The 15313-nt window shown below is 68.8% G+C and carries 16 protein-coding genes; 10 read left to right on the forward strand and 6 right to left on the reverse strand.

Annotated elements, in window-relative coordinates; genetic code table 11:
- Positions 1-44: 44 nt before the first annotated feature.
- Positions 45-842 (reverse strand): SDR family oxidoreductase, encoded by a 798-nt coding sequence (locus FHR82_RS04875; protein WP_311770871.1) that lies wholly within the window; start codon positions 840-842, stop codon positions 45-47.
- On the reverse strand, positions 826-1476 hold the full coding sequence (locus FHR82_RS04880; protein ID WP_184808982.1) for a DUF3043 domain-containing protein: 651 nt from the start codon (positions 1474-1476) through the stop codon (positions 826-828). Before FHR82_RS04880 ends, FHR82_RS04875 begins: the two co-directional genes overlap by 17 nt.
- 38 nt (positions 1477-1514) lie before the next feature.
- Here FHR82_RS04880 and FHR82_RS04885 point away from each other — a divergent pair, with 38 nt between their 5' ends.
- Positions 1515-2624 (forward strand): glycerate kinase family protein, encoded by a 1110-nt coding sequence (locus FHR82_RS04885; RefSeq protein ID WP_184808983.1) that lies wholly within the window; start codon positions 1515-1517, stop codon positions 2622-2624.
- A gap of 145 nt (positions 2625-2769) precedes the next feature.
- The gene (locus FHR82_RS04890; RefSeq protein ID WP_184808984.1) at positions 2770-3132 is read left to right on the forward strand and encodes a HesB/IscA family protein; all 363 of its coding nucleotides are present in this window, start codon (positions 2770-2772) and stop codon (positions 3130-3132) included.
- A gap of 72 nt (positions 3133-3204) precedes the next feature.
- On the opposite strand, the gene FHR82_RS04895 is transcribed toward FHR82_RS04890, so the two are convergent.
- Positions 3205-3375, reverse strand: coding sequence for a hypothetical protein (locus FHR82_RS04895; protein ID WP_184808985.1), 171 nt, complete (start codon positions 3373-3375; stop codon positions 3205-3207).
- A 195-nt stretch (positions 3376-3570) separates the two neighbouring features.
- Here FHR82_RS04895 and FHR82_RS04900 point away from each other — a divergent pair, with 195 nt between their 5' ends.
- Together FHR82_RS04900 and FHR82_RS04905 are read left to right on the forward strand one after the other, a co-directional pair.
- The gene (locus FHR82_RS04900) at positions 3571-4503 is read left to right on the forward strand and encodes a carbohydrate kinase family protein (RefSeq protein ID WP_184809308.1); all 933 of its coding nucleotides are present in this window, start codon (positions 3571-3573) and stop codon (positions 4501-4503) included.
- Positions 4504-4541: 38 nt separating this feature from the next.
- Complete coding sequence (locus FHR82_RS04905; protein WP_184808986.1) at positions 4542-5369, forward strand: hypothetical protein; 828 nt, start codon at positions 4542-4544, stop codon at positions 5367-5369.
- Positions 5370-5372: 3 nt separating this feature from the next.
- Here the strand turns inward: FHR82_RS04905 and asnB are convergent, their stop codons facing one another.
- Positions 5373-7292, reverse strand: coding sequence for an asparagine synthase (glutamine-hydrolyzing) (gene asnB, locus FHR82_RS04910; protein ID WP_184808987.1), 1920 nt, complete (start codon positions 7290-7292; stop codon positions 5373-5375).
- A 144-nt stretch (positions 7293-7436) separates the two neighbouring features.
- On the opposite strand from asnB, the gene ctaC reads away from it, so the two are divergent.
- Positions 7437-8405, forward strand: a complete 969-nt coding sequence (gene ctaC, locus FHR82_RS04915) for an aa3-type cytochrome oxidase subunit II (protein WP_184808988.1) — start codon at positions 7437-7439, stop codon at positions 8403-8405.
- Between the two features lie 20 nt (positions 8406-8425).
- Complete coding sequence (locus FHR82_RS04920) at positions 8426-8827, forward strand: cytochrome c oxidase subunit 4 (protein WP_184808989.1); 402 nt, start codon at positions 8426-8428, stop codon at positions 8825-8827.
- A 578-nt stretch (positions 8828-9405) separates the two neighbouring features.
- On the opposite strand, the gene trpD is transcribed toward FHR82_RS04920, so the two are convergent.
- Complete coding sequence (gene trpD, locus FHR82_RS04925; protein ID WP_184808990.1) at positions 9406-10440, reverse strand: anthranilate phosphoribosyltransferase; 1035 nt, start codon at positions 10438-10440, stop codon at positions 9406-9408.
- Between the two features lie 6 nt (positions 10441-10446).
- Complete coding sequence (locus FHR82_RS04930) at positions 10447-10854, reverse strand: hypothetical protein (protein WP_184808991.1); 408 nt, start codon at positions 10852-10854, stop codon at positions 10447-10449.
- 240 nt (positions 10855-11094) lie between these two features.
- On the opposite strand from FHR82_RS04930, the gene ctaE reads away from it, so the two are divergent.
- From ctaE to qcrB, 4 genes are read left to right on the forward strand one after another with little or no spacing between them, the layout of a single operon-like run.
- Complete coding sequence (gene ctaE, locus FHR82_RS04935; protein ID WP_184809309.1) at positions 11095-11640, forward strand: aa3-type cytochrome oxidase subunit III; 546 nt, start codon at positions 11095-11097, stop codon at positions 11638-11640.
- A gap of 58 nt (positions 11641-11698) precedes the next feature.
- Positions 11699-12505 (forward strand): cytochrome bc1 complex diheme cytochrome c subunit, encoded by an 807-nt coding sequence (gene qcrC, locus FHR82_RS04940; RefSeq protein WP_184808992.1) that lies wholly within the window; start codon positions 11699-11701, stop codon positions 12503-12505.
- A complete protein-coding gene (gene qcrA / locus FHR82_RS04945) occupies positions 12502-13629 on the forward strand; it encodes a cytochrome bc1 complex Rieske iron-sulfur subunit (protein WP_221463291.1) in 1128 nt (375 codons plus the stop codon). Before qcrC ends, qcrA begins: the two co-directional genes overlap by 4 nt.
- Entirely contained in the window at positions 13626-15311 is a 1686-nt protein-coding gene (qcrB, locus tag FHR82_RS04950; protein ID WP_184808993.1) for a cytochrome bc1 complex cytochrome b subunit, read from the forward strand. The genes qcrA and qcrB overlap by 4 nt, the downstream gene beginning before the upstream one ends.
- Positions 15312-15313: the final 2 nt, after the last annotated feature.

The following is a 15313-nucleotide window of genomic DNA, read 5'->3' on the forward strand; positions in this document are numbered from 1 at the left end:
AACCTAGTGGTGGAGTTACTCCAGCTCCGGCCACGAGCCGCGAGTCATCGGCGGCGGAAGCCACCCTCTGTGTTCAGCACCTGGCCGGTGATCCACGCGGCCTCGTCCGTCGTGAGCCAGGCGATCAGGCGCGCCGGGTCGTCGGGCTCGCCCCACCTACCGCCCGGGAAGCGGGCCGCCACCGCGGCCCTGGTCTCGCCGTCCGCGTAGCCCGTGTCGACCGGGCCCGGGTTGACCGTGTTGACCGTGATGCCCTGGTCGGCCAGCTCGTCGGCGAGGGTCGCGGTGATCGACCACAGTGCGCCCTTGCTCGCCGCGTACGCCACCTCGCCCGGCATCGGGCCCTCGTTCTGACCCGAGGTCAGGAACACCAGCCGGCCCGGCCGCCCCAGCGCGGCGAACGAGCGCGCCAGCAGGATCGACGCCCGCGCGTTCACCGCCCAGTGCACGTCCAGCGTCGCCGCCGTCTGGGTCACCAGTGGACCGTCCGAACCGGACAGCGCCTGGTTGCACACCACGATGTCGAGCCCGCCCAGCGCGGTCACCGCCGTGTCGACCAGCGTGGCGGGGCCCTCGGGCGTGGACAGGTCCACCGAGCCGTGCGCGACCGGCGCCGACGCGACCGCCCGCACCCCGTCGACCACCTCGGCGACGTCGTCCGCGCCCCACGGCTGCGCCGAGTCGTGCGGGGAGAAGTGGTGGACGAACACGCTCGCCCCGTACGCGGCGAGCCGCCTGCACGTCGCGTAGCCGATACCGGCCCGTCGTGACGCGCCCGTCACCAGCGCGACCCGCCCGCGCAGCGGATACGGGTCGCGGCCGGGCTCAGACGATCTTGTCACCAGGGCGCACCTTCGGCTTCGGCACCCGCAGCTTGCGGATCTGCGACGCGCGGATGAACGAGTACCAGCCGATCGACAGCCCGCGCACCGGCTCCTTCGGGAACCTCGCCCGGACCTGCCGCGTGATGCGGCTGCCCATCAGTACGCCCTCGATGATCATCGCGACCAGCATCAGCAGGCACAGCAGGGTCGTGAAGCTCTGCACGCGCGGGTCCGGCACCAGCAGCGCGACGAAGATCAGGATCGCGAGCGGCATGAACAGCCCGAGCAGGTTGCGGCGCGAGTCCACCGAGTCCCGGATGAACGACTTCACCGGCCCCCGGTCACGGGGCATCAGGTACTTCTCGTCGCCAGCCATCATGCGTTCGCGCTGGGTGGCGCGGATCTCCCGGCGCTTGGCCGCGAGCTCCTTGCGCTCGTCCTTGTTGCCGCGCGCCCGCTTCATCGCCTCGCGGGTCGTGCGCGGCGGCGGTGCGACCGGGCCGCGCTTGCGCTGCTCGGCCTCGCGGCGCTTCGGCGTCGGACGGCCCTTGCCCGGTGTGTGGGCCTTGCTCTGGGCGGCTTCCTCCTCCGCGGTGTCGACGACGTCATCGGCGTCGGTGGTCTCTGCTTCTTTGCGGCGAAGGAACCTCACACGCCAAAGGGTAAAGGAGGTGCAACTACGCTTTGACCATGCGGGTCCTGATCGCTCCTGACTGCTTCGGTGGGACGTTGACCGCGCCGGAGGCCGCCGAGGCCATCGCCGCCGGGTGGCGCAGTGGTGCGCCGGACGACGAGCTCACCCTCTGTCCACTGGCCGACGGCGGCCCTGGCTTCGTCGACGTGCTGTACTCCGCGCTCGGCGGGCACCTCCACCACCGCTCGGTGTCCGGCCCGCTCGGGTCGTTCACCGACGCCGTGTGGCTGGAGCACGACGGCACGGCCTACATCGAATGCGCGCAGGCCTGCGGCCTGACGCTGGTCCCGAAGGAGGAGCGGGACGCGCTCGGCGCCCACACGATCGGCGTCGGTGAGCTGATCCGGCACGCGCTCGACTCCGGTGTCCACACGATCGTCGTCGGGCTCGGCGGGTCCGGCAGCACCGACGGCGGCTCCGGCCTGTTCCGCGCGCTCGGCGCCATCCCGGTCGGCGAGGACGGTGAGCCCCTGCCGCCCGGCGGTGGCCCGTTGATCGACACCGCACGGCTCGTCGGCGAGGCCGACCTGCGCGGCGTCAAGCTCATCGCCGCCTCCGACGTGGAGAACCCGCTGCTCGGCAAGGACGGCGCCGCGCGGGTGTTCGGCCCGCAGAAAGGTGCCGACGACCTGGCCGTCCGCCGCCTGGAGCGGTCGCTGACCAGGTGGGCGGACGTACTCGGCGAGGTCGCCGGACGGGACATCCGGGACGAGCAGGGCGCGGGTGCCGCGGGTGGTCTCGGTGCCGCCCTCATCGCGCTGGGCGCCACCGTCGAGTCCGGTGCCGGGGTGGTCCGGCGGCTCACCGGCCTCGACGCGGCGCTCGACCAGGCGCAGCTCGTGGTCACCGGCGAGGGCAGCTTCGACTTCCAGTCACTGCGCGGCAAGCTTGTGACGAGGGTCTCCGGTGCCGCGTCCGAGCGGGGCGTGCCGTGCGTGGTGCTGGCCGGGCAGGTCAGCGTGGGCAGGCGCAGGGCCGCGTCCGCCGGGGTGGAGCAGGCATACTCCGTGGCCGAGCACGTCGGATCGGCCGAGGCGTCGCTCGCCGATCCAGCCGGGACACTCACCCAGCTCGCGAAGCACGTGTCCGGACAGTGGCGGCTGTAACAGCGTGCTTCGAGCCCCATGTGTCACCATGGGAGACAGAGGCGATGCTCGCTCCGCAAGCTACGCTCGGAAAGACGGGGAATAAACCACGGTTCGGCCGAGATTGACCCCGGGTAGTAGGAGTCCGAAAGGTCGAGGGAGAACCATGACGACCGCCCAGGAGAACACCACCGAGACGGAGACGCACGGCGTGCTCCTGTCGGACACGGCCGCCAGCAAGGCCAAGGCCCTGCTGGACCAGGAAGGCCGCGACGACATGCACCTGCGTATCGCCGTTCAGCCTGGTGGCTGTGCCGGCCTGCGCTACCAGCTCTTCTTCGACGAGCGCACGCTCGACGGGGACCTGATCCGGGACTTCAACGGTCTCAAGGTGGCCGTGGACCGGATGAGCGCCCCGTACGTCCAGGGCGCCACGATCGACTTCGTCGACACCATCGAGAAGCAGGGCTTCACCATCGACAACCCCAACGCCGGTGGTTCCTGCGCCTGCGGCGACTCGTTCCACTGAGTCGCTGAGTTCGTCGGACGGGCAGTTGGACGATACGTTGGGCCGCGACGCACGCGTCGCGGCCCTTCGTCGTCACACGTACTCTTCCAGGCCGTTGACCTGGGCGAACGTCGTCTCGTCCACCTCCCACGGAGCTGGTTCCCGCTGGCCGGGGAGAGCAGGTCCGCCGTCGCGCAGTGCCCGGGGGATGTCGGCGCAGTCCGCGATGAGCTCGGCGAACGACTCGGCTTCAGGTGTGGTCACAGCTCGAACCTAAGTCCGCAGGTCCCGTTCGCACGAGCCTTACCAACCGGTAGTGTCGAGGGAGTGCCCTAGTAGGTCTCCAGCACGGTCGCCCACTATCGTTGATGACTTCCGTTCACTCCACCTGACGACCACCAGACAGGGGAAGCCCTCGTGCCCGTAGCCGTCTCCGGAAGCATCGCCACGGACCACCTCATGCACTTCCCGGGGAGGTTCGCCGAGCAGCTCGTCGCGGAGCAGCTGCACCGGATCTCCCTGAGCTTCCTCGTCGACGACCTCGTCGTCCGGCGTGGCGGGATCGGCGCGAACATCGCGTTCGGCATGGCAGTGCTCGGCAGCTCGCCCGTCCTGGTCGGATCGGTCGGCGAGGACTTCGCCGACTACCGGTCCTGGCTCGAGCGGCACGGCGTCGACTGCTCCGGTGTGCGCGTGTCCGAGACCGCACACACCGCCCGGTTCGTGTGCACCACCGACGACGACATGTGCCAGATCGCGTCGTTCTACGCCGGTGCCATGGCCGAGGCCAGGCTGATCGAGCTGCACCCCGTCGCGGACCGCGTCGGTGGCCTGGACCTGGTGCTCATCAGCCCGGACGACCCGGACGCGATGCTGCGGCACGCCGAGGAGTGCCGCCAGCGCGGCTACGACTTCGCCGCCGACCCGTCGCAGCAGCTCGCCCGCATGTCCGGCGAGCAGATCCGCGCGTTCGTCACCGGCGCGAAGTACCTGTTCTCCAACGACTACGAGTGGGAGCTCCTGCGCCAGAAGACCGGCTGGACCGAGCAGGACGTCATGTCGAAGGTCGGCATGCGCATCACCACTCTCGGTGAGAAGGGCGTCGAGATGGTCGACGCCGCAGGCGCGTCGATCCACGTCAGCGCCGTCCCCGAGACCGTGAAGGCCGACCCGACCGGCGTCGGCGACGCGTTCCGCGCCGGCCTGCTCGCCGGGCTCGAGAAGGGCCTGGAGCTGGAGCGCGCCGCGCAGCTCGGTTCGTACATCGCGGTGCTGGTGCTCGAGACCGTCGGACCGCAGGAGTGGACGCTGGACAAGGAGCTGGCCATCTCCCGCATCGGCTCCGCGTACGGCCCGGAGGCGGCCGAGCAGATCGGCGCCATCCTCCCGTAGGTACCGCTTTCGGGGCATGCCTGGTAGTTCTGATTACCATGCGTGCTCTCGCGGTCACCGCTGCGTTGTTGCTGTTGTTCGCCGGCGTCGCTTCGGCCGACGTCGGACCGTGGCGTACCGTGGGTTCCGACGTGGCACGGCCCCTGGACGAGAGCCAGGGGCTGGCCGTCGTCGAACGCCCCTCGGGCACGGTCGTGAAGTACACCGGCATCGGGACCGTGCCGCCGTCGCTGGCGACGCGCGGGTGGAACCACGTCGGCGACCCCGGCGCGGGGCACGGCTACTACGTCGAGCCCTACCAGCGGGACGACCGCGGCGCGAAGCTGTTCCGCGTCGAGGCGCCGGACGGGACGTGGGCCGAGTACCAGCACGCGCTGGAGTCGTGGGAGGCGAACAACAACTCGTTCGCCGCCGTGTCGCCGGACGGGCGGTGGATGGTGGCGGGCGAGTGGGGGACCATGGACCGGCTGCTCGTGCACCCCATGCCGGGCATCGCGCACACCGACCCCGCCGCGAACCTGCCGTACGCGTCCTCGGTGCGGCTCGACCGGCCGGTGCGCGACATCCAGGGCTGTGACTTCGTGTCGGCCACGCAGCTGGTGTGTTCCTCCGACGACCCGGAGGGGTCGCTGTTCGGCGTCACCAAGCCGTTGCTGCAGGTCGACCTGGCCGCGCCGGTCGGCGGCTCGGACGTCACGGGGACGGTCACGCTGCTGGGCCAGCTGCCGCTGGAGAGCGGCTGCTCCGGCGAGTTCGAGGCCGAGGGCATCGACTACGACGAACGCGACGGGACGCTGCGGGTCGTGGTCCTGTCACCGGGCATCTGCGTCGTGTTCGACAGCAAGACCTGGCGCTTCCGGCGGTAGGCCCTACAGCTTCACCGGGTAGTGCGGCTCCGGGACCCTCGGCCTGATGTTCTGCTCCACGAAGATCCCGTGCCACAGCATGTACACCAGCAGCGCCCAGATCCGCCTGCTGTGGTCGAGCGTCCCCGCGCGGTGCTCCTCCAGCAGCTTCAGCACGGCGTTCTTGTCGATCTCCTCCTCCGTCTGCGACTTGAGGATGATCTGCCGCGCCCAGTCGTACATCTCGTCCCTCAGCCACAGGCGGATGGGCACCGGGAAGCCGAGTTTGCGGCGGTTGAGCACGTGTTCCGGCACGATCCGGCGCAGTGCCTGGCGCAGTGCGTACTTCGTCGTCTCCTTGGTGATCTTCTCCTCGGGCGGGATCTTCGCCGCCACCTTGAAGACCTCCGAGTCCAGGAACGGGACGCGCAGCTCCAGCGAGTTGGCCATCGTGACCTTGTCGGCCTTCACCAGGATGTCGCCGCGCAGCCAGGTGAACAGGTCCACGTGCTGCATGCGGGTCACCGGGTCCCACGCCTGCGACTCGGCGTAGGGGCCAGCCGTGATGTCCTTGTGGCTGATCGACGGGTCGAAGGTCTTCAGCACCGCCTGCAACTGGTCGTCGCGGAAGATCCGCGCGTTGCCGTAGTAGCGGTCTTCCAGGGACAGGGCACCTCGGCGCAGCAGGTCCTTGCCCCGCGTGCCTTCCGGGATCTTCGTCGACAGGCTGCCCATCGCCTTGCGCAGTGCGCCGGGGACCTTCTCGAACGCGGCCAGGGAGATGGGTTCCTTGTAGATCGTGTAGCCGCCGAACAGCTCGTCCGCGCCCTCGCCGGACAGGACGACCTTCACGTGGCGGCGGGCCTCCCGCGCGATGAACCACAGCGGCACCAGCGCCGGGTCCGCCACCGGGTCGTCCAGGTACCAGACGATCAGCGGGAGAGCCTCCATCATCTCTTCCGCGTTCACGGTCCGGACCACGTGTTTCACGCCGATCGCCGCCGCCGACTCGGCTGCCACGTCGACCTCGGAGTAGCCCTCGCGCTCGAAACCCGTGGTGAAGGTGATCAGGTTCGGGTTGTGCTCGCGGGCGAGCGCGGCGATGGCCGTGGAGTCGATGCCGCCGGAGAGGAAAGAGCCGACGGTCACGTCGGCGCGCATGTGCTTGGCCACCGAGTCGCGCATGACCTCGGCGATCTCGTCGTACAGCCGCTCGGGGTCCTTCGCCGCCGTCGGGCGGAACGTGTGGAAGAAGTACCGGTCCGTCCGCAGCTCGCCGCCGGGGGAGACGGTGAACGAGTGGCCGGACTCGATCCGCCTGACCTCGTTGTGCAGGCTCTCCGGCTCCGGGACGTACTGCAGCGTCAGGTAGTGCTGCAGGGCGGTGCGGTCCAGCGACGGGCGCAGGTGCAGGCGCGGAGCCAGCTCCAGGAGCGCCTTCTTCTCGCTCGAGAAGGCGACACCACCGGGGCCGGACGAGTAGAACAGCGGCTTGATGCCGAACGGGTCGCGAGCGCCGAAGACCTCGCGGCGGCGCCAGTCCCAGATGACGAAGGCGAACATGCCGCGCAGCTTCTGGACGGCGGCCGGGCCGAGGTAGTGGTAGAGCGCGACGATGACCTCGCTGTCACCGTGCGTGCGCATGGTCGCGCCGTGCTGGGAGATCAGTTCCTCACGCAGCTCGAGGTAGTTGTAGATCTCACCGTTGAACAGCAGCGTGTAGCGCTCCTGCACGCCCTCCGGGCTCCAGTGCAGCGGCTGGTGGGAGTGGTCGACGTCGATGATGGACAGCCGGTTGAAGCCGAAGACCACTTCGTCGCCGGTCCAGGTGCCGGTTTCGTCCGGGCCGCGGTGGCGCTGGCACCGCATCGCCGCGGCGACCGCGTCCCTGGCGGCGACGGCATCCTGTTCGGTCGGGCACACCACACCAAGCAGACCGCACACGGTTCGGCACAACCTTCCCTGTCGAGTGCTTGTGAGGGGTAAGTATGGCCGTCTCGGCCAGGACGGCCCCTAAGCGGTGTGGCCTGGGCCTCTCGGCTAGGCTCCAACGCTGTGATCACCGGTCTTCCTAGGAGGGATCGCGCAGTGAGCGGAACGCAGCGTTCGCGGGCATCGCGACTGACCACCATCGGTGGGCTCGTCGGGTTGGTCGCGTTCACCGCGACGGGCTGCTCCGGCAGCGAGGTCCTGCGTTTCGGCTGGCCCGAGGGGGTCACGCCGCAGTCCGAGCGCATGGTGGACTTCTGGACCTGGACGGTCATCGCGTCACTGGTCGTCGGCGTCATCATGTGGGCGCTCATCCTGTGGCCGGTCATCGCGCACCGCAAGAAGGGCGACGCCCTCCCGAGGCAGTTCCAGTACAACCACTTCCTCGAGTTCATCTACACGGGCATCCCGTCGATCATCGTGGTGGTGCTGTTCTACTTCACGGTGACCACGCAGAACTTCGTGCTCGCCGAGGAATCCGAGGACAACGTCGACGTCAACGTCGGCGTGCTGGCCTTCCAGTGGAACTGGCAGTTCACCTACAACGAGTACGCCACCGCCGACGGCCGCACCGTCGTGCCGCGCACCTCCGACGGCGAGCTGGTCACCACCACCGGCAGCACGACGGAGATCCCGCTGCTGGTGCTCCCCGCGCAGAAGACCATCCATTACGACCTGCGCGCGCGTGACGTCATCCACTCGTTCTTCGTGCCGGAGTTCCACTTCAAGCGGGACGTCTTCCCGTACCCGGAGAAGAACAACCAGGACAACACGTTCCAGAACTCGATCGACCGCGAGGGCTCGTTCGTGGGCCGCTGCGCCGAGCTGTGCGGCACCTACCACTCGGGCATGAACTTCGAGGTCCGCGCCCTGAGCCCGGAGCGGTTCGACGACTACATGCAACTGCGCGTCACCACGAACGAGAACACCGGCAAGCCGTTCACGGCAGCCGAGGCCCTTGCCCGCATGGGTGAGGACGACCCGTCGTGTGGCGAGCTGTGCAGCCCGACCGCCGTGACCACGTCCCCGTTCAACTCGGACCGCACCGCGCGGACCTCGTCGAACTGACGTCTGGAGAGGACTGACTCATGAAGGTCGAAGCCAGGCTCTTCGACGTGACGACGGCGTTCTTCTTCATCGCCGCCATCGTGTACGGCTTCTGGGCCAAGGAGCCGGTCGGCATCGTCGGCCTCATCCTGACCGGCGGGTTGTCGCTGATCATCGGCTCGTACTTCCACTTCGTCGCCCGGCGCGTCGAGCGGCGGCCGGAGGACAACCCCGAGGCCGAGATCAGTGACGGTGCCGGCGAGGTGGGGTTCTTCTCCGCCGGGTCCTACTGGCCCGTCGGCATCGCCGCTTCCGGTGGTCTCGCCGCGATCTCCATCGCCTTCTGGCAGGTGTGGCTGTTGGTGGTCGCGATGGTGCTCGTGCTGGCCACGGTGGGTGGGCTCGTGTTCGAGTACCACACCCGGCCGGACGCCACCGACTGACAGTTGGCTCGCTCAGGGCGCGTTCCGGTCTTCCGGGACGCGCCCTTTCGCGTTGGTGGCTTGGTTCGGAAGGGCCCGCTTCGGGCACTAGGTGCGATGAAGGACCCCTTCGTAACGCCTGCTGCGATGAAGGACCCCTTCGTTGCGTTCACCGTGATGAAGGGCCCCTTCGTAACGCGCGGTGTGATGAAGGGCCCCTTCATGACATCGGTCCACGTCCCGAAAAGCGCCGTTCACGGCGCGAAGGCCAACCGAGCGCGGGGCGGAAGCCCGCCACAAGGGGCTCCCTGCCATCCCGTCGACCTGGCGAAGCCCGATCACACCGGATCAAGGGGGCACCAACAACCCAAACCGGCGGCGAACGCTGGGACCGCCCCCTTGAGCCGGTGTGATAGCCCGTAGGGAGGTCGACGGGATGGCAGGCAGACCCGCACCCAACGCAACCAAACAACCCCAAGCCATCCCAGAGACCTGCCCCTCCGGCGAGGAGCCCCCGGAGGGCACACCCGCCCGGCGGAGGCCGTGGGGCGAGGACAACCCCGTTTGGCAAAGACCCACGTCAGACGCAACCGACCGCGTCAGGCCAGTTCCTGGCTCCGCGTGATCCAGCGGTCCAGCAGCTTCGCCGCCTTGCCGGAGTCGATGGCGTCCGCGGCGATCTCCAGGCCCGCCGTCAGGTCGGCCGTCAGATCGGCCGTGAGGCCGCGGAACGCGGCGATCGTGCCTGCCGCGTTGATCAGGACCGTGTCGCGGACCGCGCCCGCGTCGCCGGCGATCAGGGCCTTCAGGACCTTCGCGTTGTCGGCCGCGTCGCCGCCTGCCAGTGCGTCCGGGGCTGCCGGGGCCACACCCAGCTCGGCCGGGTCGATCACGTCCTCGCGGACGGTCCCGCCCGAGGCGACCCACGCCTTCGTCGTCGTCGTGGTCGTGATCTCGTCCAGCCCGTCGTTGCCGCGGACCACGAGCACGGAGAAGCCGCGGGACGCGAGCACCTCCGCCACCACCGGGGCCAGGCGCTCGTGAGCGCAGCCGACCAGCGCGGACGTCGGCTGGGCCGGGTTCGTCAGCGGGCCGAGGATGTTGAAGACCGTCGGGATGCCCAGCTCCTTGCGGGTGGGACCAGCGTGGCGCAGTGCCGGGTGGAAGGCCGGGGCGAAACAGAAACCGATCCCCAGCTCGCGGACGCAGGTGGCGACCGCCTCAGGGGAGAGTTCGATCACCACGCCGAGGGACTCCAGCACGTCCGCGGCACCGCAGCGGGACGACTGGGCGCGGTTCCCGTGCTTCACGACCGGCACGCCCGCGGCGGCCACCACCAGCGCGCTCATCGTGGAGATGTTCACACTGCCGGACTGGTCACCACCCGTGCCGACGACGTCCGCGGCGGCCACGTCGAGGGGGACCCGGCGCGCGTGCGACAGCATCACCGTCGCCAGACCGGCCACCTCGGCAGGGGTCTCACCCTTGGACCGCAGCGCGGCGGCGAACGCGCCGATCTGACCGCCGGTCGCCCGGCCGGTCATGATCTCTTCCATCGCCCACGACGTGTCGTCGGTGGTCAGGTCCTCACGCGCGACCAACCGGCCCAGCAGGCCGGGCCAGGTCTGTGTCATCCGTGCTCACCCCTGTACGACTGGGAGCTGCTTGTTGCGCAGCACGTCGGCGACCGTCTCCGCGGCGGCCAGCGGGTCGAGCGGGTGCACGATGACCGCGTCGGCCTGCGACCAGGTGGCGAGCCAGCGGTCGTCCTTGCGGCGGATCGCGATCACGATCGGGGGGCAGTCGTCGATCTCGTGCTTGAGCTGCCTGCACAGCCCGATGCCGCCGGTCGGCTGCGACTCGCCGTCGAGGATGGCCAGGTCGACCTTGCCCGCGTCCATCTCCATCAGCACGTCGGCGATGGTCGCGGACTCGTGGTAGGTCACCCGGCCGAGATCGGCGGCGGGACGGCGCCCGACGGCTGTGAGAATCCTCTCCCGGACCTCCGGCCGGTGGCTGAACACGAGGATCTTCAGCGGGGAGCTCATGGCGGTGCCTCCGGCGAGACGGTGTTGGACGAGAGAACCGGGCAGGTCCGGACACCTCGATGCTATCCGGCACGACTTCGCGGCCCGCAGGTGCCTGACCGAGCCCCGACGATCTCCCCGAGCGCCCCGACGCGCCGCAACCCCGATCAGCTGACCTGTGCAAGCACAGGCAATAATGCCCGCGTGACGACAGCAGCGCCCTCAATCAGCCAGCGTGTGCACTCGCTGAACCGGCCGAACATGGTCAGCGTCGGCACCATCGTGTGGCTGGCCAGCGAGCTGATGTTCTTCGCGGGCCTTTTCGCCATGTTCTTCACGGTGAAGGCCCAGAACGACACCGGTCATTGGCCTCCGCCGCCCTACCACCTCGATGTGCCCTACGCGCTCGTTGTCACGATCGTGCTGGTCGCCTCGTCTCTCACCTGTCAGATGGGTGTGTTCGCGGCGGAGCGGGGCGACGTGTTCGGGTTGCGGCGGTGGTACACGATCACGCTGGCGATGGGCACGTTCTTCGTGCTCGGCCAGGCGTACGAGTACTACACGCTCGTCGGGGAGGGCCTCACCATCCCGTCCTCGGCCTACGGCACGGTCTTCTACCTGACCACCGGGTTCCACGGTCTGCACGTGACCGGCGGTCTCATCGCGTTCGTGTACCTGCTCATGCGCACCAAGATGAGCAAGTTCACACCGGCACAGGCCACGTCGGCCATCGTCGTGTCCTACTACTGGCACTTCGTGGACATCGTCTGGATCGGCCTGTTCACCGTCATCTACTTCATTCCGTGATGCGAACGAGCCGCCGACTCGCCGGGTCCGAACTGACATCAGTAGAGGTTGCCGCACAATGACGACACAGCCCAAGAAACGCAGGGGACGTACCAAGCTCCGGCGCCGCGTCGCGGGCCTGCTGGCGCTGGGTATCGCGCTGATGGGTGTCGGCGCGCTGTACAGCGTGCTCGTGCCAGAGCCGCAGACCGCGCAGGCCCAGCAGGACCCGGTCATGGTGCGCGAGGGCGCGAAGATCTACAACAACACGTGCATCAGCTGTCACGGCGCGAACCTCGAAGGTGTGAAGGACCGCGGCCCGAGCCTCATCGGCGTCGGCGAGGCCAGCGTGTACTTCCAGACCTCGACCGGCCGCATGCCCGCCGTCGCCCAGAGCGCGCAGATCCCGGAGAAGCCCCGGGTGCTGTCGCCGCAGGAGGTCGACGCGGTCTCGGCCTACGTCCAGGCCAACGGTGGCGGCGTGGAGATGCCGGAGGAGAAGGGCGCGGCGCTGCGCGGGGAGGACCCTGCCCGCGGCGGCGAGCTGTTCCGGTTCAACTGCGCGTCCTGCCACAACTTCACCGGCCGCGGCGGTGCGCTGTCGTCCGGCAAGGAGGCACCCGCCCTCGACGGCGTCGCCGAGGAGGAGATGTACGCGGCCATGCTGTCCGGCCCGCAGAACATGCCTCGTTTCTCCGAGCGGCAGCTGTCGCCGGAGGAGAAGAAGGACATCATCGCCTACGTCAAGTCGGTGACGGACGGCAACAACAACCCCGGTGGTAGCCCGATCGGCGGTCTCGGTCCGCAGTCGGAGGGCTTCATCGCATTCGTCGTCGGGATTGCCGCTCTGCTCGGCATCACGTTGTGGATCGGGGCAAAACATTGAGCACGCAGAAGCCTGAGGAACTGCCGAGCGAGGAGGAGCTCGCGCAGATGTCCCGGGACGAGCTGGTCAAGCTCGGAAGCAAGCTCGACGGCGTCGAGCTGGTGGAGTACCCGGACCCGTGGCCGGTCAAGGGCACCCGCGCGGAGAAGCGGGCCGAGCGCATGGTCGCGTTCTGGTTCGCCCTGTCGGGTCTCGCCGGTCTCGCGTTCGTCGTCGCCTTCATCTGGTGGCCCGCGAAGTACGTGGCGCCGGACGAGGACGGGCACCTCATGTACTCGCTGTACACGCCGGTCATCGGCCTCACCCTGGGTGTCGCGATCCTCGCCGTCGGCATCGGCGTGCTGAACTACACGCGGAAGTTCGTCCCGCACGAGATCGCGGTCCAGGAGCGGCACGACGGCGGCTCGAACGAGCTGGACAAGGCGACGATCCTCGCCAACCTGGCCGACGCGGGCAACCGCAGCACCATCTCCCGCCGCCCGATGATCAAGCGGTCGCTGGCGTTCGGTGGCGGTGTGCTGGGCCTCGCGCTCACCGCGCTGCCGCTCGGCAGCCTCCTGCGTAACCCGCACGCGCAGTCCGACAACAAGGACGGCCTGATCCACACCCCGTGGCAGCACACGAAGGAAGGCGAGAAGGTCTTCCTGCGCCGCGCCACAGGCACGGACGAGGTCTCTCTCGTGCGTCCGGAGGACATGGACGCGGGTGCCATGGACACGGTGTTCCCGTACCGCGAGGGCGACACCGCCCACGACTGGACGAAGATGCTCCTGCGTGGCGACAGTCCCGTGATGCTGATCCGCCTGCGGCCCGCCGACGCGGCCCGGGTGATCAAGCACGAGGGCCAGGAGGACTTCAACTACGGCGACTTCTACGCCTACACGAAGATCTGCAGCCACGTCGGGTGCCCGACCTCCCTGTACGAGCAGCGGACCAACCGGATCCTGTGCCCGTGCCACCAGTCCCAGTTCGACGCGCTGCAGTACGCCAAACCGGTGTTCGGCCCGGCCACCCGCAAGCTGGCGCAGCTGCCCATCGCGGTGGACGAGGAGACCGGGTACTTCATCTCGACCGGTGACTTCATCGAGCCGATCGGACCCGCCTACTGGGAGCGGAAGTCATGAGCGGAATCACCACGCCCACGAAGCCCGACAACCTGGTCATGCGGGCGGCCGGTGGCGCGGCCAAGTGGGCCGACGACCGGTACCACCCGGCCGGTGGCCTGCGCCGCCAGCTGAACAAGGTCTTCCCGACGCACTGGTCGTTCCTGCTCGGCGAGATCGCGCTGTACAGCTTCATCGTGCTGCTGCTCTCCGGCACCTACCTTGCGCTGTTCTTCGACCCGTCGATGGCCCACGTCACCTACCAGGGCTCGTTCGCGAACCTGCGCGGTCTCGAGATGTCGCGGGCCTACGAGTCGACGCTGTACATCACGTTCGACGTGCGCGGCGGCCTGTTCGTGCGCCAGGTGCACCACTGGTCGGCGCTGCTGTTCATGCTGTCGCTGACGATCCACATGTTCCGCACGTTCTTCACCGGCGCGTTCCGCAGGCCGCGTGAGGTCAACTGGGTCATCGGTGTCCTGATCTTCCTGCTCGGCTGCTTCGAGGGCCTCGCGGGCTACTCGCTGCCGGACGACCTGCTGTCGGGCGCCGGCCTGCGCATCACCTCGGGCCTCACGATGTCGATCCCGGTGATCGGCACCTGGGCGAACTGGCTGCTGTTCGGCAGCGAGTTCCCCGGCACGGAGATCATCCCCAGGCTGTACACGCTGCACATCCTGCTGATCCCGGGCATCCTGCTCGCGCTGATCGGTGTGCACGTCGGTCTGGTCTGGTACCAGAAGCACACGCAGTTCCCCGGCGTGCGGCGCAAGGAGACCAACGTCGTCGGCGTCCGCATCATGCCGACGTTCGCGCTGAAGGCCGGTGGCTTCACCGCCGTCGTCATCGGTGTGACCGCCCTGCTCGGTGGTCTGTTCCAGATCAACCCGGTGTGGAACTTCGGGCCGTTCTCGCCGGCCCAGGTCTCGGCGGGCACCGTGCCCGACTGGTACATGGGCTGGACCGACGGCCTGGTCCGGCTGTGGCCCGCGTGGGAGGTCTACCTCGGGAACTACACGATCCCGGCGGCGTTCTTCCCCTTCATGATGGGCCTGCCACTACTCGGTGGCGTGGCACTGGTCTATCCGTGGATCGAGAAGAAGTTCACCAAGGACTACGCGCACCACAACCTGCTGCAGCGGCCGCGTGACGTGCCGGTCCGCACCAGCCTCGGTGCGATGGCGATCACGTTCTTCATGGTGTCGCTGCTGTCGGCCGCGAACGACGTGCTCGCCGAGAAGTTCGACATCTCGCTGAACGCGACGACGTGGATGGGCCGCATCGGGTTGCTGGTGCTGCCGCCGCTGGCGTACGCGATCACGTACCGCCTGTGCCTCGGCCTGCAGCGGTCCGACCGGATGGTGCTGGAGCACGGTGTCGAGACCGGCATCATCAAGCGGCTGCCGCACGGTGAGTTCATCGAGGTCCACCAGCCGCTCGGCCCGGTGGACGACCACGGTCACCCGATCCCGCTCGAGTACCAGGGCGCACCGGTGCCGAAGAAGATGAACAAGCTCGGCTCGGCCGGTGAGCCGGTCGCCGGGTCGCTGCTGAGGCCGGACCCGCCGGAGGAGACGGCGGCACTGGCCAAGGCCCGCGCGGCGCAGCACGGCCACGGCGCCGAGCTGGAGTCCGGTTCCGGTGAGACGGAGACGGGCACCGAGATCGCGAAGACACAGGACGACCCGTCCAAGAAGATTTGACG

Origin of the sequence: Actinophytocola algeriensis (genome assembly GCF_014203735.1) — a bacterium.
Taxonomy (GTDB): domain Bacteria; phylum Actinomycetota; class Actinomycetes; order Mycobacteriales; family Pseudonocardiaceae; genus Actinophytocola; species Actinophytocola algeriensis.